The sequence below is a fragment of the Streptomyces sp. NPDC050617 genome, assembly GCF_040654795.1.
GTDB lineage: Bacteria > Actinomycetota > Actinomycetes > Streptomycetales > Streptomycetaceae > Streptomyces.
On record NZ_JBFAIS010000023.1, the window covers coordinates 62,300 to 84,566 of the forward strand.

General features: G+C 72.8%; 17 protein-coding genes and 1 tRNA gene. 15 read left to right on the forward strand and 3 right to left on the reverse strand.

Features of this window, described 5'->3' with window-relative positions:
* The first annotated feature begins 235 nt into the window (after positions 1–235).
* Positions 236–3,043 (forward strand): penicillin acylase family protein, encoded by a 2,808-nt coding sequence (locus AB0I49_RS27180; protein ID WP_363229722.1) that lies wholly within the window; start codon positions 236–238, stop codon positions 3,041–3,043.
* 145 nt (positions 3,044–3,188) lie between these two features.
* Here AB0I49_RS27180 and AB0I49_RS27185 read toward each other — a convergent pair whose 3' ends face one another.
* Positions 3,189–3,758 (reverse strand): 5-formyltetrahydrofolate cyclo-ligase, encoded by a 570-nt coding sequence (locus tag AB0I49_RS27185; RefSeq protein ID WP_363229723.1) that lies wholly within the window; start codon positions 3,756–3,758, stop codon positions 3,189–3,191.
* 111 nt (positions 3,759–3,869) lie between these two features.
* On the opposite strand from AB0I49_RS27185, the gene galU reads away from it, so the two are divergent.
* From galU to AB0I49_RS27235, 10 genes are all read left to right on the forward strand, one after another.
* A complete protein-coding gene (gene galU, locus AB0I49_RS27190) occupies positions 3,870–4,772 on the forward strand; it encodes a UTP--glucose-1-phosphate uridylyltransferase GalU (RefSeq protein ID WP_363229724.1) in 903 nt (300 codons plus the stop codon).
* A 115-nt stretch (positions 4,773–4,887) separates the two neighbouring features.
* Entirely contained in the window at positions 4,888–6,171 is a 1,284-nt protein-coding gene (glp, locus tag AB0I49_RS27195) for a gephyrin-like molybdotransferase Glp (RefSeq protein ID WP_363229780.1), read from the forward strand.
* A gap of 75 nt (positions 6,172–6,246) precedes the next feature.
* Positions 6,247–6,774 (forward strand): cyclic pyranopterin monophosphate synthase MoaC, encoded by a 528-nt coding sequence (gene moaC / locus AB0I49_RS27200; protein WP_363229781.1) that lies wholly within the window; start codon positions 6,247–6,249, stop codon positions 6,772–6,774.
* Complete coding sequence (locus tag AB0I49_RS27205; RefSeq protein WP_363229725.1) at positions 6,771–7,283, forward strand: MogA/MoaB family molybdenum cofactor biosynthesis protein; 513 nt, start codon at positions 6,771–6,773, stop codon at positions 7,281–7,283. The genes moaC and AB0I49_RS27205 overlap by 4 nt, the downstream gene beginning before the upstream one ends.
* Positions 7,280–7,903 carry a GNAT family protein gene (locus AB0I49_RS27210; RefSeq protein WP_363229782.1) on the forward strand — a complete coding sequence of 208 codons (624 nt, stop codon included), beginning with the start codon at positions 7,280–7,282 and terminating at the stop codon, positions 7,901–7,903. Before AB0I49_RS27205 ends, AB0I49_RS27210 begins: the two co-directional genes overlap by 4 nt.
* A gap of 151 nt (positions 7,904–8,054) precedes the next feature.
* Positions 8,055–9,143 (forward strand): gephyrin-like molybdotransferase receptor GlpR, encoded by a 1,089-nt coding sequence (gene glpR, locus AB0I49_RS27215; protein ID WP_363229726.1) that lies wholly within the window; start codon positions 8,055–8,057, stop codon positions 9,141–9,143.
* An 89-nt stretch (positions 9,144–9,232) separates the two neighbouring features.
* A tRNA-Ala gene (locus AB0I49_RS27220) sits at positions 9,233–9,306 on the forward strand.
* 205 nt (positions 9,307–9,511) lie between these two features.
* On the forward strand, positions 9,512–10,444 hold the full coding sequence (locus tag AB0I49_RS27225; protein WP_363229727.1) for an NADP-dependent oxidoreductase: 933 nt from the start codon (positions 9,512–9,514) through the stop codon (positions 10,442–10,444).
* 475 nt (positions 10,445–10,919) lie between these two features.
* The gene (locus AB0I49_RS27230; RefSeq protein WP_363229728.1) at positions 10,920–11,306 is read left to right on the forward strand and encodes a MarR family transcriptional regulator; all 387 of its coding nucleotides are present in this window, start codon (positions 10,920–10,922) and stop codon (positions 11,304–11,306) included.
* Positions 11,307–11,543: 237 nt separating this feature from the next.
* The gene (locus AB0I49_RS27235; protein WP_363229729.1) at positions 11,544–12,476 is read left to right on the forward strand and encodes a LysR family transcriptional regulator; all 933 of its coding nucleotides are present in this window, start codon (positions 11,544–11,546) and stop codon (positions 12,474–12,476) included.
* A gap of 24 nt (positions 12,477–12,500) precedes the next feature.
* Here AB0I49_RS27235 and AB0I49_RS27240 read toward each other — a convergent pair whose 3' ends face one another.
* Positions 12,501–14,147, reverse strand: coding sequence for a FadD7 family fatty acid--CoA ligase (locus AB0I49_RS27240; RefSeq protein ID WP_363229730.1), 1,647 nt, complete (start codon positions 14,145–14,147; stop codon positions 12,501–12,503).
* Positions 14,148–14,441: 294 nt separating this feature from the next.
* Between AB0I49_RS27240 and oxc the strand changes: the two genes are divergently transcribed.
* The 4 genes from oxc to AB0I49_RS27260 all read left to right on the forward strand — a co-directional run bounded on the left by oxc (position 14,442) and on the right by AB0I49_RS27260 (position 20,436).
* The gene (oxc, locus tag AB0I49_RS27245) at positions 14,442–16,238 is read left to right on the forward strand and encodes an oxalyl-CoA decarboxylase (protein ID WP_363229731.1); all 1,797 of its coding nucleotides are present in this window, start codon (positions 14,442–14,444) and stop codon (positions 16,236–16,238) included.
* Between the two features lie 90 nt (positions 16,239–16,328).
* Positions 16,329–17,585: a formyl-CoA transferase gene (gene frc, locus AB0I49_RS27250; RefSeq protein WP_363229733.1), complete on the forward strand. Its 1,257-nt coding sequence runs from the start codon at positions 16,329–16,331 to the stop codon at positions 17,583–17,585.
* A 215-nt stretch (positions 17,586–17,800) separates the two neighbouring features.
* Positions 17,801–18,262, forward strand: a complete 462-nt coding sequence (locus tag AB0I49_RS27255; RefSeq protein WP_363229734.1) for a hypothetical protein — start codon at positions 17,801–17,803, stop codon at positions 18,260–18,262.
* On the forward strand, positions 18,259–20,436 hold the full coding sequence (locus AB0I49_RS27260) for an NB-ARC domain-containing protein (protein WP_363229735.1): 2,178 nt from the start codon (positions 18,259–18,261) through the stop codon (positions 20,434–20,436). The genes AB0I49_RS27255 and AB0I49_RS27260 overlap by 4 nt, the downstream gene beginning before the upstream one ends.
* On the opposite strand, the gene AB0I49_RS27265 is transcribed toward AB0I49_RS27260, so the two are convergent.
* Entirely contained in the window at positions 20,424–22,139 is a 1,716-nt protein-coding gene (locus tag AB0I49_RS27265) for a hypothetical protein (RefSeq protein ID WP_363229736.1), read from the reverse strand. The genes AB0I49_RS27260 and AB0I49_RS27265 overlap by 13 nt on opposite strands.
* Positions 22,140–22,267: the final 128 nt, after the last annotated feature.

A 22,267-nucleotide genomic window follows, 5' to 3' on the forward strand; every position in this document is an offset into this window, starting at 1 on the left:
CGCCTGCTGGTCGCTGCGGCGGCTCGAAGAGGGGCGCCGCGCACGGTAAAGGGGCGCTTCACGCGCGGAGATGGGGCTTCGAAGAAGAGGGAGGAAGGGGAGGACGCGGCGTCGAAGAGGAGGCCGAAGGGGAGAAGGGGGAGCCCAGCGGCGACTCCGCGTAGGGACGTGACAGGGGGTGCGCCTATGGTTGCTCCAGCACTCCAGGACCACCCTGCCCCCTCGAAGGACAGCGATGCCCGCCAACAAGACCGGCGCTTCCCCCCAGGAGACCGGCCCGAAGTCCGGCAAGAAGAAGGGCCGACGCGCCCGTCTGCTCGTGATCACCCTCGTGCTGCTGTTCGTGGCGGGCGTCGGCTATGGCGCGTACTGGGGCGTCGACACGGTGCGCGCCTCCTTCCCGCAGACCTCCGGCTCCGTGCAGCTCAAGGGGCTGTCCGGACAGGTACAGGTCAAGCGGGACGACAAGGGCATCCCGCAGATCTACGCCGACAACGCCGAGGACCTCTTCCGGGCGCAGGGCTTCGTACAGGCCCAGGACCGGTTCTGGGAGATGGACGTCCGCCGCCATATGACGGCCGGCCGGCTCTCGGAGATGTTCGGGTCCGGACAGGTGAAGACGGACGCCTTCCTGCGGACCATGGGCTGGCGGCAGGTGGCGCAGAAGGAGTACGACACCAAGCTCTCGGCGAGCACCAAGAAGAACCTCCAGGCGTACTCCGACGGTGTCAACGCCTACCTGAAGGACCACAAGGGCAAGGCGCTCTCCGCCGAGTACGCCGCCCTGGACTTCCAGAACGACTACAAGCCCGAGAAGTGGGACCCGGTCGACTCCGTGGCCTGGCTCAAGGCCATGGCCTGGGACCTGCGCGGCAACATGCAGGACGAGATCGACCGCTCGCTCGCCTCGACGCGGCTGTCGGCCAAGCAGATCGAGGAGCTGTACCCGCCGTACCCGTACGGCCGCAACAAGCCGATCGTCGAGGGCGGCGCGGTCAACAGCCTCACCAAGCAGTTCGACCCCAAGGCGACGGCCGGCTCCGGCACGACCACGGGGAACGGCGGCACACAGGGGAACAGCGGCAAGGGCCTCACGCAAGGGCTGCACAACGGCCTCAACACGCTGTCCTCCAAGATCAGCTCCGTGCCGGCGCTGCTCGGCCCCAGCGGCAACGGCATCGGCTCCAACTCCTGGGTCGTCTCCGGCAAGTACACGACCACCGGGAAGCCGCTGCTCGCCAACGACCCGCACCTCGCGCCGCAGATGCCGTCCCTCTGGTACCAGATGGGCCTGCACTGCAACAAGGTCAGCGCGTCCTGCCCGTACGACGTGGCCGGGTACACCTTCTCCGGCATGCCCGGCGTCGTCATCGGCCACAACCAGGACATCGCCTGGGGCATGACCAACCTCGGCGCGGACGTCTCCGACCTCTACCTGGAGAAGGTCACCGCCGACACGTACCTCTTCGACGGCAAGCAGAAGCCCTTCACCACCCGCAAGGAGACCATCAAGGTCGCGGGCGGCAGGGACCGCGTCATCACGGTCCGTTCGACCAACAACGGGCCGATCGTCTCCGACCGCGACTCCGAGCTCGTCAAGGTCGGCCAGAACGCACCCGTCAAGGACCCCGCGCCCGACCGCGCCGACGGCTACGCGGTGGCGCTGCGCTGGACCGCGCTGAACCCCGGCAAGTCCATGGACGCCGTCTTCGAGCTGAACCAGGCGACCGACTTCGACTCGTTCCGCAAGGCGGCTCGCGACTTCCAGGTGCCCTCGCAGAACCTGATCTACGCCGACACCAAGGGCACCATCGGCTACCAGGCTCCGGGGCAGATCCCGGTGCGCGGCAAGGGCGGCACCAAGGGCGACGGCCGCTACCCGGCCCCCGGCTGGGACCCCGCCTACCAGTGGAAGGGGTACATCCCGCAGTCCGAGCTGCCCTGGGAGAAGAACCCCAAGTCCGGCTACATCGTCACCGCCAACCAGGCGGTCGTCGACAAGGACAAGTACCCGTACCCGCTGACCGACGACTGGGGTTACGGCGCGCGCAGCCAGCGCATCAACGACCTCATCCAGTCGAAGATCAAGGACGGCGGGAAGATCTCGACGGACGACATGCAGAAGATGCAGATGGACAGCAGCAGCGAGATCGCCAAGCTGCTGACGCCCTATCTGCTCAAGATCGACCTCGGCAGCCTGCACCTGAAGGCCAAGGAGACGCAGTACATCCGCGACGCGCAGAAGCTCCTGGAGGGCTGGGACTACACCCAGGAGCCCGACTCGGCGGCCGCCGCGTACTTCAACGCCGTCTGGCGCAACACCCTCAAGCTCGCCTTCGGCAACAAGCTGCCCAAGGAGCTGCGGGTGGAGGGCCAGTGCCTGCGGGTGAAGCCCACCAACGACTCCGGCCCGGCCGAGGACCTCAACGGCAACACCCGGCTCGTCACCGAGTGCGGCCAGCGCGAACCCGACCAGGCGCAGCCCGACGGCGGCGACCGCTGGTTCGAGGTGGTCCGCAACATCCTCAAGAAGCCCGACAGCGAGTGGTGGAAGACCAGCGGCACCCGCACCAACCCGGGTGCCCGCAACCGCGACGACCTGCTGGCCCACGCCATGAAGGACGCCCGCTGGGAGCTGACCTCCAAGCTCGGCAAGGACGTCAACTCCTGGAGCTGGGGCCGGCTGCACCAGCTGACGCTGAAGAACCAGACGCTCGGCAAGGAGGGCCCCGGCTTCGTCCAGTTCCTCCTGAACCGCGGCCCCTGGAACCTCGGCGGCGGCGAGGCGGCGGTCGACGCCAGCGGCTGGAACGCGGCGGGCGGCTACGACGTCGTATGGGTCCCGTCGATGCGGATGGTCGTCAACCTCGCGGACCTCGACAAGTCCCGCTGGATCAATCTCACCGGCGCCTCCGGGCACGCCTACAACGCGCACTACTACGACCAGACGGACATGTGGGCCAGGGGCGAACTGCTCCCCTGGGCCTACAGCTCCGACGCCGTCAAGAAGGCCACCAAGGACTCACTGGTCCTCAAGCCTTAGCGGCGTCCTTCAGCGGCCCGCGGGGGTTCAAACCTCCGGGGCGGTCCGTTCCGCAAGCGTCGAGCCTCAGCGGGCCTCGGGGGTTCAAACCTCCGGGGCCCGGCTCGTACCCGATCCAGTGGCCGGCCCGTTCCAGCGGGCCGTGCTAGCGGACGGCCGCGAAACGGCGGACGGCCGACGGCGTCACCGCCGCGTGCACGAGGTGGTCGTGCGGCTCCTCCGGGACCCGCGCGACCACCTCGTCGTCGTAGACCAGCACCACCAGCGCCGGATCGGCGCCCGCCCGCGCCAGCCGGGCGAGCACCCGGTCGTACGAGCCGCCGCCGCGCCCGAGCCGCATGCCGCGCCCGTCCACCGCCAGGCCCGGCAGCAGCACCGCGTCGGCCCCCGTGACCGCGCCGGGCCCCAGCCGCCCGCCGTCGGGCTCCAGCAGCCCCCGCCCGGCCCGTACGAGGCGGTCCGCGCCCGCGTACTCCGCCCAGTCCAGATCGTTGTCCGGAAGCAGTACGGGCAGCAGCACCCGCACGCCCCGCTCGCGCAGCGCGTCCAGCAGCGGGCGGGTCCCCGGCTCGCCGCCCACCGACACATACGCGGCGACGGTGCGCGCCCGCGTGAGCTCCGGCAATTCCAGCGCGCGCAGCGCGAAGACCTCTCCCGCCGCCGCGACTTCACCGGCCGTCAACCCGGCCCTCACCGCGAGGAGGGCCTGTCGCAACTCGCCTTTGTTACCTTCATATTTGGTCACTGTGCACACAATTCCGCTCTCTCAGTTCATATTCACCGGACCATCATCTTCCCCGCAATGCCAGCCGATATGGTTCGGCCCATGACTTCCTCGCACTCAAGGATCACCAAGGCTGTCATCCCGGCCGCAGGCCTGGGAACCCGATTTCTTCCGGCCACCAAAGCCACCCCCAAGGAAATGCTGCCGGTCGTGGACAAGCCGGCGATCCAGTACGTGGTGGAAGAAGCGGTCGCCGCCGGACTGTCCGATGTCCTCATGGTGACCGGGCGGAATAAGCGCCCCCTGGAAGACCACTTCGACCGCAATTACGAGCTCGAAGAAGCCCTCCGCCGCAAGGGCGACGAGTCGCGGCTCGCCCGCGTACAGGAATCCAGCGACCTCGCGACCATGCACTACGTCCGCCAGGGCGACCCGCGCGGCCTCGGCCACGCCGTGCTGTGCGCCGCGCCGCACGTCGGCAGCGAGCCCTTCGCCGTGCTCCTCGGCGACGACCTCATCGACGCCCGCGACCCGCTGCTCGCCCGGATGATCGAGGTGCGCGCGCAGCACGGCGGCAGCGTCATCGCCCTCATGGAGGTCGACCCCGCCCAGATCCACCTCTACGGCTGCGCCGCCGTGAAGCCGGGCGGCGAGGAGGACGTCGTCCAGGTCACCGGCCTGGTGGAGAAGCCCGCCGCCGCCGACGCCCCCAGCAACTACGCCGTCATCGGCCGCTACGTCCTCGACCCGGCCGTCTTCGAGGTGCTCCGCAGGACCGAGCCGGGCCGCGGCGGCGAGATCCAGCTCACCGACGCCCTCCAGGACCTCGCCGCCTACCCCGATCTCGGCGGCCCGGTGCACGGCGTGGTCTTCAAGGGCCGCCGCTATGACACTGGGGACCGTGGTGACTATCTCCGTGCCATTGTCAGACTGGCATGCGAACGTGAAGACCTGGGGCCGGACTTCCGGACCTGGCTCCGCAGTTACGTCACCGAGGAGATGTAGCACTTTGACCAGCACCGCCGACAAGGCCGCCGAGCAGGGCAGTGACCGGGGCAGCGAGCAGGGCGGGGGCCGTGCGCGGCCCGACGCCCCGGCAGCCCCGGACCGGGTCTGGTCGGTGGACGAACACCTCGCGGACATCCTCGCCCGGATCCGCCCGCTGGAGCCGATCGAGCTGCAGTTGCTGGACGCCCAGGGCTGCGTCCTCGTCGAGGACGTCACCGTCCCCGCCGCCCTGCCGCCCTTCGACAACAGCTCGATGGACGGCTACGCGGTGCGCGTCGCCGATGTCGCGGGGGCGAGCGAGGAGTTCCCGGCGGTGCTGACCGTGGTCGGCGACATCGCGGCGGGCAGCGGCGACCTCCCGGAGATCGGCCCCGGCGAGGCCGCCCGCATCATGACCGGCGCCCCGCTGCCGCCCGGCGCCGAGACCGTCGTCCCCGTCGAGTGGACCGACGGCGGCACGGGCGGCGGCCCGGCCGACACGATGACCGCGCACAGCGCCGCCCCCGACGCCGCCGGGGGCGAGGTCCGGGTGCACCGCCCGGCCGCGGCCCGCGCCCACGTCCGCGCGCGCGGCAGCGACGTCGCGGCGGGCGACCTCGCCCTGTCCGCCGGCACGGTCCTGGGCCCCGCCCAGATCGGCCTGCTCGCCGCGATCGGCCGGGCCGCCGTGAAGGTCCGCCCGTGCCCCCGCGTGGTCGTCATGTCGACCGGCAGCGAACTGATCCAGCCGGGCGAGCAGTTGGCCCCCGGCCAGATCCACGACTCCAACAGCTTCATGCTCACCGCCTGCGCCCGCGACGCCGGGGCCATCGCCTACCGGGTCGGCGCCGTGGCCGACGACGCCGAGACGCTCCGCTCCACCCTGGAGGACCAGCTGATCCGCGCCGACGCCATCGTCACCAGCGGCGGCGTCAGCGTCGGCGCGTACGACGTCGTCAAGGAGACCCTCGCCGGGCTCGGCGGCGACGAGGGCAGCGTCGACTTCCGCAAGCTCGCCATGCAGCCCGGAAAGCCCCAGGGCTTCGGCTTCATCGGCGACGGCCAGGGCGGGCCGGCCCGCACCCCGCTGCTCGCCCTGCCGGGCAACCCGGTCAGCTCGTACGTCTCCTTCGAGCTCTTCGTACGCCCCGCGATCCGCGCCCTGATGGGCCTCGAACCAATCGACCGCACGACCGTGCGGGCCGTGTGCGTGGACGGCGTGGACGCCTCCCCGAAGGGGAGGCGTCAATTCCTGCGCGGCCGCTACAACGCCGAGGCGGGCGCGGTGACCACCGTCGGCGGCTCCAGTTCCCACCTGGTCAAGGGGCTGGCCGACGCCGACGCCCTCATCGTCGTCCCCGAGGACGCCACCTCCGTGGAGCCGGGCGCGGAGGTCGACGTGGTCCTCCTCGACTGACCGACGGCTCCGGCCGGTACGGTATCTGCCCAAAAGGACCGGACCGGGAGAACGATGAGCAGCGCGCAGGACCCGATGGCCACCCCCGAGGGCGGCGGCGCCCCCGGCACCCCGCCCCGCCTCACCCACCTCGACGCGGCCGGCGCGGCCCGCATGGTCGACGTCTCCGCGAAGGACGTCACCGCCCGTACGGCCCGCGCCACCGGCCGCGTGCTGGTCGCGCCACGCGTCGTGGAGCTGCTGCGCGGCGCCGGGGTCCCCAAGGGCGACGCCCTCGCCACGGCCCGTATCGCGGGCATCATGGGCGCCAAGCGCACCCCCGAGCTGATCCCGCTCTGCCATCCGCTGGCGGTCTCGGGGGTGCGGGTCGACCTGACGGTCGCCGACGACGCCGTCGAGATCGCCGCCACCGTCAAGACCACCGACCGCACGGGCGTCGAGATGGAGGCGCTGACCGCCGTCACCGTCGCCGCGCTGACCGTGATCGACATGGTGAAGGCGGTCGACAAGGGAGCGGTCATCACGGACGTACGGGTCGAGGAGAAGAGCGGCGGCAAGTCCGGGACCTGGACCCGCGACGGCGGGGAAGGCGGCGCGGCGTGAGCGCGGGCCCGGCGGCGTACCGCGCGATGGTCGTCACCGCCTCGAACCGGGCGGCCGCCGGCGTCTACCCGGACCGGGGCGGCCCGCTGCTCGCCGAGGGGCTGGCCGCGCTCGGCTTCGAGGTCGGGGAGGTGCGGGTGGTGCCCGACGGGGACCCGGTCGAGGAGGCGCTGCGGGAGGCGGTGGCGGCCTCGTACGACGTGGTGGTGACCACCGGCGGCACGGGCATCTCGCCCATGGACCGCACGCCCGACATGACCCGCCGCGTCCTGGACTACGAGATCCCCGGCATCCCCGAGGCCATCCGGGCGGAGGGGCTCGCGAAGGTTCCCACGGCGGCCCTCTCGCGGGGGCTGGCCGGCGTCGCCGGGACGACGCTCATCGTCAACCTCCCCGGATCCACGGGCGGGGTCCGGGACGGCCTGGCCGTGCTGGGGCGGCTGCTGGTGCACGCCGTCGACCAGATCCGGGGCGGGGACCATCCGAGACCGTCGGGGAGCGTCAACTGAACGCCCCCTGGCCGGCCGAGCTGGCGGACGGCGATACGTCACTGCGGCCCATAAGGCTGCGGGACCAGCGGGCGTGGCGGGAGGTCAACCGGCGCAACCGCGAGTGGTTGCGCCCCTGGGAGGCGACCATCCCGCCGCCGCCGCCCGGCGGGCCGGTGATCCACCGGCCGACGTACCGGCAGATGGTGCGCCATCTGCGCGCCGAGGCGCACGCGGGGCGCATGCTGCCGTTCGTCATCGAGTACCAGGGGCGGCTGGCCGGGCAGTTGACTGTGGCGGGGATCACCTGGGGGTCGATGTGCTCGGGTCATGTCGGCTACTGGGTGGACGAGGCCGTGGCCGGCCGCGGCGTCATGCCGACGGCCGTCGCCCTCGCGGTCGACCACTGCTTCCGGACGGTCGGGCTGCACCGCATCGAGGTGTGCATCCGGCCGGAGAACGGGCCCAGCCGCCGGGTCGTGGAGAAGCTCGGCTTCCGTGAGGAGGGGCTGCGGCCGCGCTACCTCCACATCGACGGCGGCTGGCGGGACCATCTGGTCTATGTGCTGACGGCCGAGGAGGTCCCGGAGGGGCTGCTGACCCGGTGGCACCGCGTACGGCCCAACGCCTCGCAGAAATAAAATATGTGTTCGAATTCGGCTGCCAAATGACCGCATTCGCGAGGTGCCGAACCAAACAATCACAAAAAAAGTTCGAGATATCGGCCAGATCGTGCGACACACCGCGCCAATTGGCGGATGCGCTTGCGCATGCCCCTCTACGGTGTGAAGCGTGAGCAGCAGCGGCCTCATCTACGCAGTCATCGTCGGGGCCTGGGCCGCCTACTTGGTGCCGATGTGGCTCCGTAGGCAGGACGAGCTCAATGAAGCCCGTCCGACGGAACGCTTCTCCACCGCCATCCGGCTGCTGTCCGGCCGGGCGGGGATGGAGCGCCGATACGCCAAGGACCAGAAGGACCTGACGGACCTGGAGGGAAGCGCCTCCGACGACGCGGGGGACCCCACCGGGCCCCCCGCCGCCGAGCGGAGCGCCCCCGTGCCGGACGCCGCGACCGACAAGGTCGACGTCCGGCCCTTCGGCGCGCCCGCGTCCGGCTCGGCCCCCGGGCCCGGTTCCGCCCCCGCTCCCACGGCCGCCGAGCGCGCCCGGCGCTCGAAGGTGCTCGCGCGCCGCCGGCGCACCACCGTGGTCCTGTTCCTCTGCTTCACGGTCGGCGCGGTCGTCGCGGGCGTCGGCGGCCTCGCCTTCCTGTGGGCCCCGGCCGTGCCGGCCGTGCTGCTCAGCGCGTACATCGTCTATCTGCGGGTCCAGGAGAAGCGGCGGTTCGCCTTCACCATGGACCAGCGCCGGGCCGAACTCGCCGCCCAGCGGCTGCGAGAGGGCCGCCCACACCCTCAGCCGGCGGCGGAGTCGCCCACCATCGCCGACGCCCCGGCTGACCCCGCCGCCCAGCCCCGGACCGAACCCGACGCCCCCGCGCCGCCGACGCCCTCCGTGCACGCGGCGGGGCGGCGCGCCCTCGTGGAGCAGACGGACCACGCCGAGTGGGTGGACCAGCAGCGCGAGCGCGGCCGCGGCGGCGCGGGCGAGAGCTGGGAGCCCGTGCCCGTACCGCTGCCCACGTACGTCACCGCCCCGGTCGCCCCGCGCGCGAGCGGCAGCGTCGACCTCGGCGCCCCGGACACCTGGAGCTCGGCCCGCTCCAGCCCCGCGGAACCCGCCCCGGAGCAGCCCGAGGAGCAGCCGGCCGCCGAGCCGCAGCGCCCGTCCCGCTCCCGCCGCCGCGCCCGCGACCGCGGCCGCACCCCCCTCTTCGACCAGTACGCCGACGACGACCGCCCCCGCGCCGCCAACGAGTGATCGGCCCCTCCCGGCGTTCCGTCGCTGGCCAGGAGGGGAGCGGATTTCCGCGTAGCCCGATCGGGGTGCTAGAGTTTCACTCGTTGCAAGGGCCTGTGGCGCAGTCTGGTAGCGCACCTCGTTCGCATCGAGGGGGTCTGGGGTTCAAATCCCCACAGGTCCACCGCAATGACTGTTCCTGAGTCCGCTTGGGAGCAGTTGAGGGAATCCCGTCCGGTCGTATCGACCGGGCGGGATTTTTCGTTTCCGGGGCTTGGTGGGCGGCTGGGCGGACGGCTGCGAGCGGTCGGGGGGCCGTAGGCACCTGTCGGTTCCTTTCGGATACCTAGCCTGGATTCTCTCCCCCCTTCACAGTTCTGGAGAGAGTCATGCGAGTCATCACCCAGCAGGCGCTCGGCGGTCCCGAAGTGCTGGCCGTCGTGGAGGCGCCCGAGCCGCGGGTCCTGCCGACCGAGGTTCTCGTCCGCGTCAAGGCGATCGGGCTGAACCCGATAGAGGCGCTCCTGCGGAGCGGCGAGTTCCCTCCGCTGCTCGGCCGGCCGCCGTTCGTCCTCGGCTGGGACATCAGCGGCGTGGTCGAGGAGGGGGCGCTGACGTATCGGTTCCGGCCCGGGGACGAGGTGTTCGGGATGCCGCTGTTCCCGCGGGCGGCGGGCGCGTACGCGGAGGTCGTGGCGGCGCCGGCGCTGCACCTGGTGCGCAAGCCGGCGTCGCTCCCGCATGCCGAGGCGGCGGCGCTGCCGGTCGTCGGGCTGACGGCGTGGCAGGGCCTCGTCGACCTCGGCGGCGTGGGCGAGGGCGACCGGGTCCTGATCCACGGCGGTGGCGGCGGGGTCGGTCACATCGCGGTCCAGATCGCGAAGGCGCTCGGCGCGTATGTGATCGCGACGGCGAGCGGGAGCAAGCGGGCGTTCGTGGAGGGGCTCGGCGCGGACGAGGTGATCGACTACACGGCGGTCGACTTCGCCGCGGCGGTCCGCGACGTCGACGTGGTGCTCGACACGCTCGGCGGCGACACGGTCGAGCGGTCGCTCGGGGTGCTCCGTCCGGGCGGACACCTGGTGACGGCGGTCTCGGAGGGGGATGCGGAGCTCGTCGCCAGGTACGAGGCGGCGGGCATGCGCTTCTCCGGCATCGCGGTCGATCCGGACCCGGCCGGGCTGCGCGGACTCGTCGGCCTCGTCGAACAGGGCAGGCTCCGGGTCCATGTGCAGGAGGCGTTCCCGTTCGAGCGCGTCGCCGACGCCCACCGGCTGCTCGACGCCGGCCATCTCCAGGGCAAGATCGTCCTCACCCTCTGACGCCACGTCAGCGGCGGGCGGTCGCCCCTTCCCGCACCCGAGTCCGCTCGGAAAGCGGCTGACGAAATCCCGTCCGGTCCTGTCGACCGCGCGGATGACGCTCCGGCACGGCGCCGATAGGTTTACCGACGCCTTTCTGCTCGTCCGGGCCGAAGGAAGGCGGCGTATCGCCGACAAGGTCTATCTCCGGCATTCCTGAACCCGGACTGCGCCACGTCGGCTTTCCCGGCCGGGCGGTAGCGTGGTGAGCGCGGCGCGCCGGAGTGCCGTACATATGGTGTGAGGCTCTGGGACGCCGGGGTACTGAGGGACACGGGAGAGACGGCCGATGACAGCCACCTCGTCGGGATCGTCGGGATCGTCGGCATCAGTGGGATCTTGCGGGTCGTCTGCTTCCTCCGGCCCGGCGAGGTCGTGGTGGGCCTCGGGATCGGCGGAGCGCGCGGGTGAGCCCGCTCAGCGGGCGTGGGCGCTCATGCAGCGGTTCGTCGAGTCCCACGGCCGCCGGGGCGAGCTGGCTGAGGCGCTCGGGTTCCGGCTCGGCGGCGGCCGGGGCAAGATCCTGCTCCAGCTCCGGGAGGGGCCGGTGACGCTCAGCCAGCTCGCGGCGGCGAACGGGCTCGACGCCCCGTACACGACCCTCATCGTCGACAAGCTGGAAGCCCACGACCTGGTCGAGCGCCGGCCGCACCCCGACGACCGGCGGCGCAAGCTGGTCACGCTCACGGCCGCCGGGCACCGGGCCATCGAGACCATCGACGCCATTCTGCTGCGCCCGCCCCCGGCCGTCGGCGTCCTGTCCGACGACGATCTCGATCAGCTCGTTCGGATCTTCACGCGGCTCCTCGACGCGGACGCCTGAGGCGGCTGAGGGGCTGGGATAGCTGAGGCGGCTGGGGGCGGGGATAGCTGAGGCGGCTGAATTCCGTTCGGGCCGGCTGTCAGCTCGTAGTTTCCGTCGCTTGGGGACGGCGCGACGGTGGTGCCTCAGGGTATTCGCCTGCGGCGCATTCGCGTACGGGGGCTTTGTCCTCTTCAGGGATAATTCTGCGACGATTCCCCGTGGCCGGCGGGGAAGCCGACGAGGAAGGAGCCGCCGATGCTGTTCCGGCAGCTGGAGTATTTCGTGGCGGTGGCGAAGGAGCGGCACTTCGCGCGTGCGGCCGAGTCCTGTTTCGTATCGCAGCCCGCGCTGTCGGCGGCCATCGCCAAACTGGAGCGCGAGCTGAACGTGACCCTGATCAACCGGGGGCACAACTACGAGGGCCTCACCCCCGAGGGCGAGCGGCTCGTCGTGTGGGCGAAGCGGATCCTCGCCGAGCAGGATGCGTTCAAGGCCGAGGTCGCCGCCGTCCAGTCGGGCATCACCGGGACGCTGCGCCTCGGTACGGACCCCACGGCGTCGACGACCCTGGCGCTGCCCGTGGCCGCGTTCCGGACGGCGCACCCGCTGGCCAAGGTGCAGGTCAGCTCGCGGCTGTCGGCGCGGGAGCTGCACCGGCAGCTGCGCGAGTTCGAGCTGGACGCCGCCATCGCGCACTTCGGGCCCGAGGACCGGGAGGGCCTTCAGGTGGTGCCGCTCTACCGGGAGCGGTATGTGCTGCTGGCCTCCGAGGAGCAGCTGACGCCGCAGACCCGCACCATGACGTGGGCCGAGGCGGCGCAGCTGCCGCTCGCGCTGCTCACCCCCGATATGAGGGTCCGGCAGCTCATCGACGGGGTGTTCGCGGACAACGGGGTCGTGGTGAGCCCGCAGCTGGAGACGGACTCGGTCGCCTCCCTCTACGCGACCGTCGGCGTCGGCGAGTGGGCGAGCATCGTGCCGCACACCTGGATGCGCGCCATGCCGGTCAGCGGCCGGACGCGGGCCGTGCGCCTGGTCGACCCCGACGCCAGCGCGCAGGTCTCCGTCGCCATACACGCCGCGACGCCCGGCTCGGTGGTCGCCCGCGCGTTCATGAACGCCGCCACGGGGCTGTCCCTGGACGAGGTCTTCGACCAGCCGCTGCCCTCCGAGCACCGGGTCAGGTGAGGGGAGCCCGATGGCGCGGCGCCCTCAGCGCGCGTACCGGGCCTCCACCGCCGCGCGGTCCAGGCCGCCCTTCGCCGTGTGCGGCAGCTCCGTGACGATCTCCAGCCGGTCCGGCACCTCGAAGGCGGCCAGCCGGTCGCGGCAGTAGCGCAGGATCTGCTCGGAGCCGGGGCTCTCGCCGCCGCGCACACCCCCGCGTACGACCACGGCCGCGCCGACCCGCTGACCGTAATGCGCGTCGGGCACGGCGAACACGGCGGCCTCCGCGACGCCGGGGCACCCGGCGAGGATGTCCTCGACATGCTCGGGCGAGATCTTCTCGCCCCCGCGGTTGATGAGGTTCTTGAGGCGTCCGGTGAGGAACAGGTAGCCGTCCTCGTCCAGCGACCCCAGGTCCCCGGTGCGCAGCCACCCGTCGGCGAAGCTGCGCGCCGTCTCGGCCGGATCGGCCAGATAGCCGCGGGCCACGGTGGGGCCCTGCACCCAGACCTCGCCCTGTACGCCCGTCGGGCACGGCAGCCCGTCGCGGTCGAGGACCCGCAGGGCGACGCCGGTGGGCCGGCCGACGGAGCCGTGCTTCAACGGGCCGCGCCGCGGCAGCGGTTCGCTGGCCGCCTGGTGCGCGGACTCGGTCATTCCGTACGCGGAGAGCAGCGGCGCGCCGAGGGTGCGCTCCAGGGCCCGCTGCGTGGCCGTGTTCAGCGGGGCGCTGCAACTGCGGACGAACCGCAGCGGGGCCGGCTTCCGGCCCGGAGCGGTCGCCTGGTCCCCCGGGTACTCGTCCTCCGCCCGGTCCAGCAGGATCTCGTGGATCGTCGGGACGGCGGTGAACCACGTGGCGGACACGGCCCGCACGTCGCTCCAGAACGTACGCGCCGAGAACCGTCCGCGCTCCGGCAGCAGCACGCGGCCCCCGCCGGCCAGCGAGGACAGGAGCGTCGCGAACAGCCCATGACCGTGGAAGAGCGGCATCGCGGCGACCGTCGCGTCGTCCGGCCCCAGCTCGTACGTGGCGCAGATGCCGCGTACGGAGGCCGCCACGTTGGCGCGGGTCAGCGGCACCATCTTGGCCCGGTCGGTGGTCCCTGCCGTGAACAGGACGAGGGCGTCGTCGGCCGTCAGCTCGCGGGACGCGCCCGTACCGGCGGGGGCCGGGGGAGCGCCGCCGGTGTCCAGGGCGGCCGTCGTCTTCCCGGTGGGGGAGACGGTGACGCGCAGGGGCCAGGCCGGGGCGTCGATCCGCGCGACCGGGGCGGCGCCGGCCGCCGGCGGCCCGAGCAGGACCGCCCGCGCGCCCAGGGCTCCGGTCCGCGCGGAGAGTTGCGAGCCGGGCAGGGCGGGGTCCATCGGCGCGACCACCAGTCCGGCCCGCGCCGCGCCCAGCAGGCCCACCGCGAACTCGGCGGTGTTGGCGCAGACGAGGGCGACCACGTCACCGCGGCCCAGGCCCGCCGAGGTCAGCCGCACCGCGAGGGCGTTGGCCGCCGCGGACAGCGCCCCGTACGACAGGGGCAGCCGGTCGCCGCCCACGACGAGCGCCGGCGCGCCGGGGCGCTCGCGCGTCGGCCGGTTGAGGAGGTCGTCGAGGCCCGTGAGCTCCGGGGGCCGGTAGGCCCGGCCGGGCCGGGAGGGGTTGGTCTCGTCCACGGACGTCGCGGTCGGTACGGCCATGACCTCCGCCTCCTCTGGTGGTCGGGCTGCTGCCCTCGGGCGGCAGCAGATCTTCGGGAGCTCTCCTCAGCGAGCCTGCGCGGGCGCGCCGCGACCGTCCAATACGCGCTGGCGAACGACCGATAGCGAGCTTCTATCAACGGCCCCAGGAGGGCGGTCTTACGGCCCTGACCAGGGCTCGATAGACGTCGGTTATCGGCTGGTCGCCGATGAATCTTGGACGCGGCCACAGCCGCTGCGGATGGTGGAAGACGAAGCCGGAAAGGCCAGACCGCCCAAGGAGGTCCTCGGACCATGACCGCCCCCACCGCACCGGAGACCGCCCCCACCGCACCGGAGACCGCCGCCGGCGCCGAAGCCGACGCCGCCGCAGACGCCGCCGCTCAGCCCGAGCTCACCGACGGCTACCACCTGGTGGTCGACGCGCTGAAGCTCAACGACATCGACACCATCTACGGGGTGGTCGGCATCCCGATCACCGATCTGGCCCGCCTCGCCCAGGCGCAGGGCATCCGCTACATCGGCTTCCGGCACGAGAGCAACGCCGGGCACGCGGCCGCCGCCGCCGGATACCTCACCAAGAAGCCCGGCGTGGCCCTCACCGTCTCCGCGCCGGGCTTCCTCAACGGGCTGGTCGCGCTGGCCAACGCCACCACGAACTGCTTCCCGATGGTGCAGATCTCCGGCTCCAGCGAGCGCCACCTCGTCGACCTCAAGCAGGGCGACTACGAGGAGATGGACCAGCTCGCCGCCGCCCAGCCGTTCTGCAAGGCCGCGTACCGGGTGAGCCGCGTCGAGGACATCGGCCGCGGCATCGCCCGCGCGCTGCGCACCGCGATCTCCGGCCGCCCCGGCGGCGTCTACCTCGACATCCCGGCCGCCGTGCTCGGCTCGGTGCTCGACGCGCGGACGGGCGCGGCGACGCTCAGCCGGCTCGTCGACCCGGCGCCCCGCCAACTGCCCGCGCCCGACGCGGTGGACCGGGCGATCGAGCTCCTGGCGGGCGCCGAGCGGCCGCTGGTGATGCTCGGCAAGGGGGCCGCGTACGCGCAGGCGGACGACCGGATCCGGGAGTTCATCGAGTCCACCGGCATCCCGTACGTGCCGATGTCGATGGCCAAGGGCTTGCTGCCCGACGGGCACCCGCAGTCCGCGGCCACCGCCCGTTCGCTGGCGCTGAAGAAGGCCGACGTCGTGATGCTGGTGGGCGCGCGGCTCAACTGGCTGCTGAACCACGGCGAGGCGCCGCAGTGGAACCCCGACGCGAAGTTCATCCAGGTGGACATCGAGCCGAAGGAGCTGGACAGCAACCAGCCGATCGCCGCCCCGCTCGTCGGGGACATCGAATCGGTCTTCGAGGCGCTCGCCGAGCGGACCAAGCCCGGACAGATCGCGGCGCCCGCCGCCTGGCGGGAGGAGCTGGGCGCGCGCTCGGCGAAGAACGTCGCCAAGATGGCGGACCGGCTGGCGGCCGACCCGCACCCCATGCAGTTCATGGGCGCCCTGAAGGCCGTACGCGACGTGGTGCACGAGCGCCCCGAGACGTACATCGTCAACGAGGGCGCCAACGCGCTCGACATCGCCCGCAACGTCATCGACATGCAGGTGCCGCGGCACCGTCTCGACAGCGGCACCTGGGGCGTCATGGGCATCGGCATGGGCTACGCCATCGCCGCGGCCGTCGAGAGCGGAGCGCCCGTCGTGGCCGTGGAGGGCGACAGCGCCTTCGGGTTCAGCGGCATGGAGCTGGAGACGATCTGCCGCTACAAGCTGCCGATCGTCACGGTCATCCTCAACAACGGCGGCGTCTACCGGGGCGACGACGTCAACCCGCTGGAGACCGACCCGTCGCCGACGACCCTGATGCTCCAGGCGCGCCACGACACGATGATCGAGGCGTTCGGCGGCAAGGGCTACCGCGCGACCACCCCCGCGGAGGTCACCGCCGCCCTCACCGAGGCGCTGGCCTCGGGCGGCCCCGCCCTCATCGACTGTGCGATCGACCCCTCGGCCGGCACCGAGAGCGGGCACATCTCGCACCTCAACCCGAAGGGCATCACCGTCGGCAATATCGCGCCGGCGAAGAAGTGAGCGCCGGGCCCGGGGCCGCCCCTCCCCTCGCCCGCCCCCGTACATCCCACCCTCACCCGCACACCGAGAACTCACGAGAAGGAAGCCGCCATGAGTGAGAAGCCGCTCGCAGGCATCAAGGTGATCGACTTCACCGGGGTCCAGGCCGGCCCCGCGTGCACCCAGATGCTCGCCTGGTTCGGCGCCGACGTCATCAAGGTCGAGCGCACCAACGGCGGCGATGTGACCCGCCGTCAGCTGCGGGACATCCCCGACGTGGACGCCCTCTACTTCACCATGCTGAACAGCAACAAGCGGTCGCTGGCCATCAACACCAAGGCCCCCGAGGGCAAGGAGGTCATGGAGAAGCTGATCCGCGGCGCCGACATCCTCGTCGAGAACTTCGCGCCGGGCGCCATGGACCGCATGGGCCTCGGCTGGGACCACATCCACGAGCTCAACCCCCGGCTGATCCTCGGCTCGGTCAAGGGCTTCAACGAGGACTCGCCCTGGTCCGACCTCAAGGTGTACGAGAACGTCGCGCAGGCCGCCGGCGGCGCCGCGTCCACCACCGGGTTCTGGGACGGCCCGCCGACCATCAGCGGCGCGGCCCTCGGCGACAGCAACAGCGGCATGCACCTGCTGATCGGCCTGCTCACCGCGGTCATCCAGCGCAACGCGACCGGCGTGGGCCAGAAGGTGTCGGTGTCCATGCAGGACGCCGTGCTCAACCTCTCCCGCGTCAAGCTCCGCGACCAGCAGCGGCTGGAGCGGCTCGGCTACCTGGAGGAGTACCCGCAGTACCCGAACGGCGAGTTCGGCGACGCGGTGCCGCGCGGCGGCAACGCGGGCGGCGGCGGCCAGCCCGGCTGGGTCCTCAAGTGCAAGGGCTGGGAGACCGACCCCAACGCGTACATCTACTTCACGATCCAGGAGCAGAACTGGGCGCGCACCTGCGAGGCCATCGGCAAGCCCGAGTGGGTCGACGACCCGGAGTACGCCACCGCCCGCGCGCGGCAGTCGCACATCTTCGACATCTTCGCCGACATCGAGAAGTGGCTCGCCGACAAGACGAAGTACGAGGCCGTCGACATCCTGCGCACCTTCGAGGTGCCGTGCGCGCCCGTGCTCAGCATGAAGGAGATCGCCGTCGACCCGGCGCTGCGCCGGAGCGGCTCGGTCGTCGAGGTCGAGCAGAAGGACCGCGGCACGTATCTGACCGTGGGCAGCCCGATCAAGTTCTCCGACTTCACGCCCGACATCGCCGGCTCGCCGCTGCTCGGCGAGCACACCGACGAGGTCCTCGCGAGCCTCGGCTACGACGCCGACGCCATCGCGAAGCTGCATGACGGGCAGGTCGTCGCCTGACCGAACGGCGGCCCGACCGGGGGTGCCCCGCACGCGTTCCCCGCGTGCGGGGCACGCGTGTGCGTGCCACCACGCCCCCTCGCGTACGCCGTTCGGGTCGGGCCGGACGCCCGCGGGCCGGGGCCGGGCTACCCAAAGTCCCCGCGCTCTCTCTACGGTGTCACCGGCGGCTTCATGAACGTCATGACGGCCGCGCGGGCACAGAGGGGGCAACCGTGGAGGCTGAGTTGGCGGCGCTGGCGGCGTCGGGGGCGACCACCGTGGTCGGGCTGATGGCGTCCGACGCCTGGGCGCAGGCGAAGCAGCGGCTGGCGCGGTTCTTCGCTCGCGGCGGGGACGAGAGCTCCGTCGACGACGAGCTGGAGCTCTCCCGTGACGAACTGACGGCCGCCCGCGACGAAGCGGACCAGGAGACCGCCGGCGACGTCGAGGCCGGGTGGCGGCTGCGGCTGCGGCGCGTGCTCCAGGCGGACCCGGCGGCCGCCGACGAGCTGCGCGCCCTGCTGGCCGAGCTGGACCCGGCGGCGGACGGGCGGGGCACCGGCTCGGTGACCAACACCGTCAGCGGCGGCGTGCAGCACGGCCCGGTCGTCCAGGGGCGGGACTTCTCCAACCTGACCTTCCACAGCTCGGGCGCCGCCGTGGCGCCCGGCCGGGACGGGCAGGCGCCGCGGTGAGCGACGTCTCCGACGGGCGCGCCGCGGCGCAGCACGTCACCAACGAGCTGTCCGGGAACGTGTACGGGCCGAGCGTGCAGGCCGGTCAGATCCACGGCGGCATCACCTACACCATGATTCAGATGCCCGAGCTCGACAGCTGGCCGAAACCGGATCAGGTGCCGCCGCTGACCACCCGGTTCGTCAACCGGGTGCGGGAGCTGGCGGAGCTCGACGGGTTGCTGCGCGGCAGCGGCGAGGGGGACGCGGGGATCGGCCTGGGCCTCCTCACCGGGCTGCCGGGCATCGGCAAGACGGCCACCGCCTGCCGGTGGGCGCAGCTCTCCCGCGACCTGTTCCCGGACGGGCAGATCTACATCGACTTCTCGGCTCTGCGCGACGGGGAGGGCGGTGACGTCTCCGAGGCCGTCGCGCAGGGCCTCCGGGCCCTCGGGGTCGTCGACGCCTATATGCCGACGTCGCTCGCCGAGCGGACCGCGCTGTTCCGTACGCGCTCCGCGGGCCGCCGCATGCTCGTCGTACTCGACGACGTGAACCACCCCGCGCAGGTCAGACCCCTCGTGCCGAAGGGGCCCGGCAGCGCCGTTCTGGCCACGAGCAACGCCCGTCTCGGAGAACTCGTCCTCGATGGAGCCCGGTTGATGCCGCTCGATCCGCTCGACCACGAGGGCGGTATGCGCTTCCTCGCCGCGCGCTGCGGCGAGGAAGCGGTGGCGGCGGAGCGCGCGGCCGCCGAGCGGCTGGTCGAGCTGTGCGGCGGACTGCCGGTCGCGCTGCGCGTCGTCGCGGCGCGGCTGGCGGCCTCGCCCCGGCTGACGATGACCGCCCTGGCCGCCGAACTCGCCGACGAGACAAAGCGGCTGACCGGCATGGCCTTACGAGGGGAGCACTCCGTGTCCGCGGCGCTCGGCCCCGCCTACCGCGAACTGGAGCCGGCCGCCGCCCGCCTCTACCGGCTGCTGGGCCGGCTCCCGGCCCGCACCTTCGACGACGGCACGGCCGCCGTCGCCGCGGACCTCGCCCCGGCGGACACCGGACCCCTGCTGGACGACCTGGTCACGGCCGGGCTGCTCGACGTCACCCCCGAGGGCCGCTACCGCCAGCACGACCTCGTACGGCTGCACGCCCGCGAGCGCGCCGCCGAGGAGGAGCCGCAGACCGCGCTGCGCGCCCTGACGGAACGGGTGGTGACGCACTACCTCGCCCTCACCGCGCTCGCCGACCGCGCCATCCGCGCGGACCGGCTGCGCATCGCCGATCTCGACGGCTTCCTGAGCGGCGCTCCCGACCCCTTCGCGGACGCGGACCAGGCCGCCGGGCCGCAGCCGCTGGAGTGGCTGGAGGCCGAGCGCGCCAACATCCTCGCCGTGCTGCGCGAAGCCGCCCGGCACGGGCTGCACACGCCCGTATGGCAGCTGGCGGAAGCCTTCACCGTCCTCTTCCTGCACCGCCGGCACCTGGCGGAGTGGAAGGAGTCCCTGGAGCTCGGGGCGGCCTCGGCCACCGAGTCCGTGGTGCCCGCGGCCGAGGCGCGGCTGCGCAGCCTGCTGTCCCGGCCGCTGATGGACCTCGGCGCGTACGACCGGGCGCGCACGGAGCTGGAGGCGGCCGTCGCGTGCGCCGACGTCTCGGGGCACACGGTGTTGCGGGCGTCCGTGCAGGAGTTCTCCGGCCGGTACTGGGACCGGTTCGACCCGGCCCGCGCCATGGCCGCGTACCGGCTCTCCCTCGAACTCAACACCGAGGCGGGCGAGGAGCGCGGCGCGGCCATCGCCGCCTACTTCCTGGGGTGCGCGCAGGACGCGGGCGGCGATCACCGCGGCGCGCTGGAGACCCTGCGCGGCGCGTACGAGCGGCTGACGGAGCGCGGCGACGCCCGGATGGCCGCCCGCGCGCTCGCCGCCCTGGGCGCGGCCCACGACCACGCGGGCGACACGGGCGAGGCGACGCGGGCGCTGACCGCGGCGGCGCGGGTGCTGCGGGAGGTCGACGCGACCCACTACGAGGCGCAGGCGCTGGTGCTGCTCGCGGACATCGAGGAGCGTACGGGCGGCGGGCGGGCGGCCGTACGGGCGCACCTGGCCAGGGCGCTGGAGATCTACTCGGCGGGCGGCAGCCCTGAGGCGGAGACGCTGCGGGAGCGGCTGGAGGGGCCGGAGAGTCAGGGGAGCTGAGCGGTGGGGCGAAGGCGCAGGGCCACATCCTCCTCGCGCACCGCCCCTACGCGCAGGGTCACGATCGTGCTGTCCAGCGGGATGCCCGCGCGCAGGCAGGTGTAGAGCACGGCGGCGCACAGGCCGGGGTCGGTGTCCGAGCCGGTGGCCGTCGCCTCCGCCCTCCGCCCGTCGCGCAGCCCCGCCAGTACGCCCCCGCCGTCCAGCGCCGCCGCTGCGAGGAAGCCGCCGGTGAACCCGGCCAGCGTCTCGTCGATCCAGCGGAGGGCGGCGACGGCGGTCCGCGCGGGGGAGCGGTTGAGCAGCACGGACGCGCTCTCCGCCAGCCGCTGGTCCGGCTCCGCGCTGTCGCTCGCCAGGTGGGCGTAGACGCCTTCCTCCGTCTCCTCGTCGGCCGCGGCATCCTCGAACGCCGCCGCGGGGCGGCGGCGGACCGTGACCGTCCACTGCCCCGACTCGGCGGACGCCGTGGTCACCACGCACCACGACGTGACGTCGGCGGCGGGTGAGGAGGCCGGTGTGGGGAGCGTCGGCAGGGGAGGCGCGGAGCGCGGTTCGGGCAGCTTCAGCAGCTCGTACACGGCGGTGCGCAGCCGCGCGACCGCCTGGCCCGGGTCCGCGAACGACCGCCGCGCGATGTCCGCGTAGCGGTCCGGGGCGTGGGTCCGTACGGCCTCCTCGACCTGCTCGTACAGGTCGCCGCGCGGATCGAGACGGGGCGCGGCGCGGCCGAGTCCGGCGGCGGCCGTACCCGGCACCGCGTCGCTGCCGAAGGCGGCGAGCAGGACGGGCTTGCCGAGCGCGGCCCCGTACAGGGTCACCGAGCCGTGGTCCCCGATGACGACGTCGGCGGCGGTGAGCGCGGACCGCCAGTCGTGCACCGGCGACATCAGCAGCAGACCGGCCTCCACGGCCGGTGCGAGAATCCTGTTGATCTCCCAATAGCCGTGCCAAGAAGGCACGTTGGGGTGGGTTATGGCCGCCACCCGGTACTCGTCGCACGGCAGCTCGGCCAGCAGTCTGCGTACGAGGTCCGAGTCCTGGCCGAGCAGTGACGTGGGGCCCCAAGTGGAGCTGAGCACGACCAGCCGCCGGCCGCCCGTGACGCCGAGCGCGCGCCGGTGCTCGTCGCGCCGCGGCAGGCCGCGCAGCAGCTGGTCGAAGCAGGGGTCGCCGACGAGCAGGGTGCGCCCGGCGGTCTTCGGGTGCGCGGCGGCCAGTTGCTCCTCCTGCTCCGGGTGCGAGACGGCCAGCCACGCCCGGCCCGCCTCCAGCAGCGCGTCCGGCACCATCCCGGACAGGCGGCTGCGCGCGGAGCGGGAGTCCGGCACCTGTTTCTGGAAGCCGACGCCGTGCGGGAGTACGAGCACGGGGCAGTCGCCCGCCGGGACGTCGATGTTCTCGCTGGCGGAGACGATGAGGTCGGGTCGGGCGCCGGTCAGCTGGGGCCAGGGCACGACGCGGCAGCCGGCGTCGTGGAGCAGGTCGATGACCCCGTCGTTGAAGGCGGAGGTGGGGTCGTACGCGAAGACGACGGCCAGCCGGTCGTCGCCGCGCAGGAGGTCCGGGAGGGTTTCGAGGACGCGCACGGTCGAGGTGACGGTGCGGGCGGCGGCTACGACGGTCTTGCGGCCGGGGAACGTGCGCCAGCGGTGGGCGTCGGGGCCCACGGGCGTACGGAGCGGGGGCGGGTTATCGTGCACGGCCCCCCTCCCCGGCTACCGCGACGCGGTTCGCGGTTCGCGGTTCGCGGTTCGCGGTTCGCGGTTCGCGGTTCGCGGTTCGCGGTTCGCGGTTCGCGGTTCGCGGTTCGCGGTTCGCGGTTCGCGGC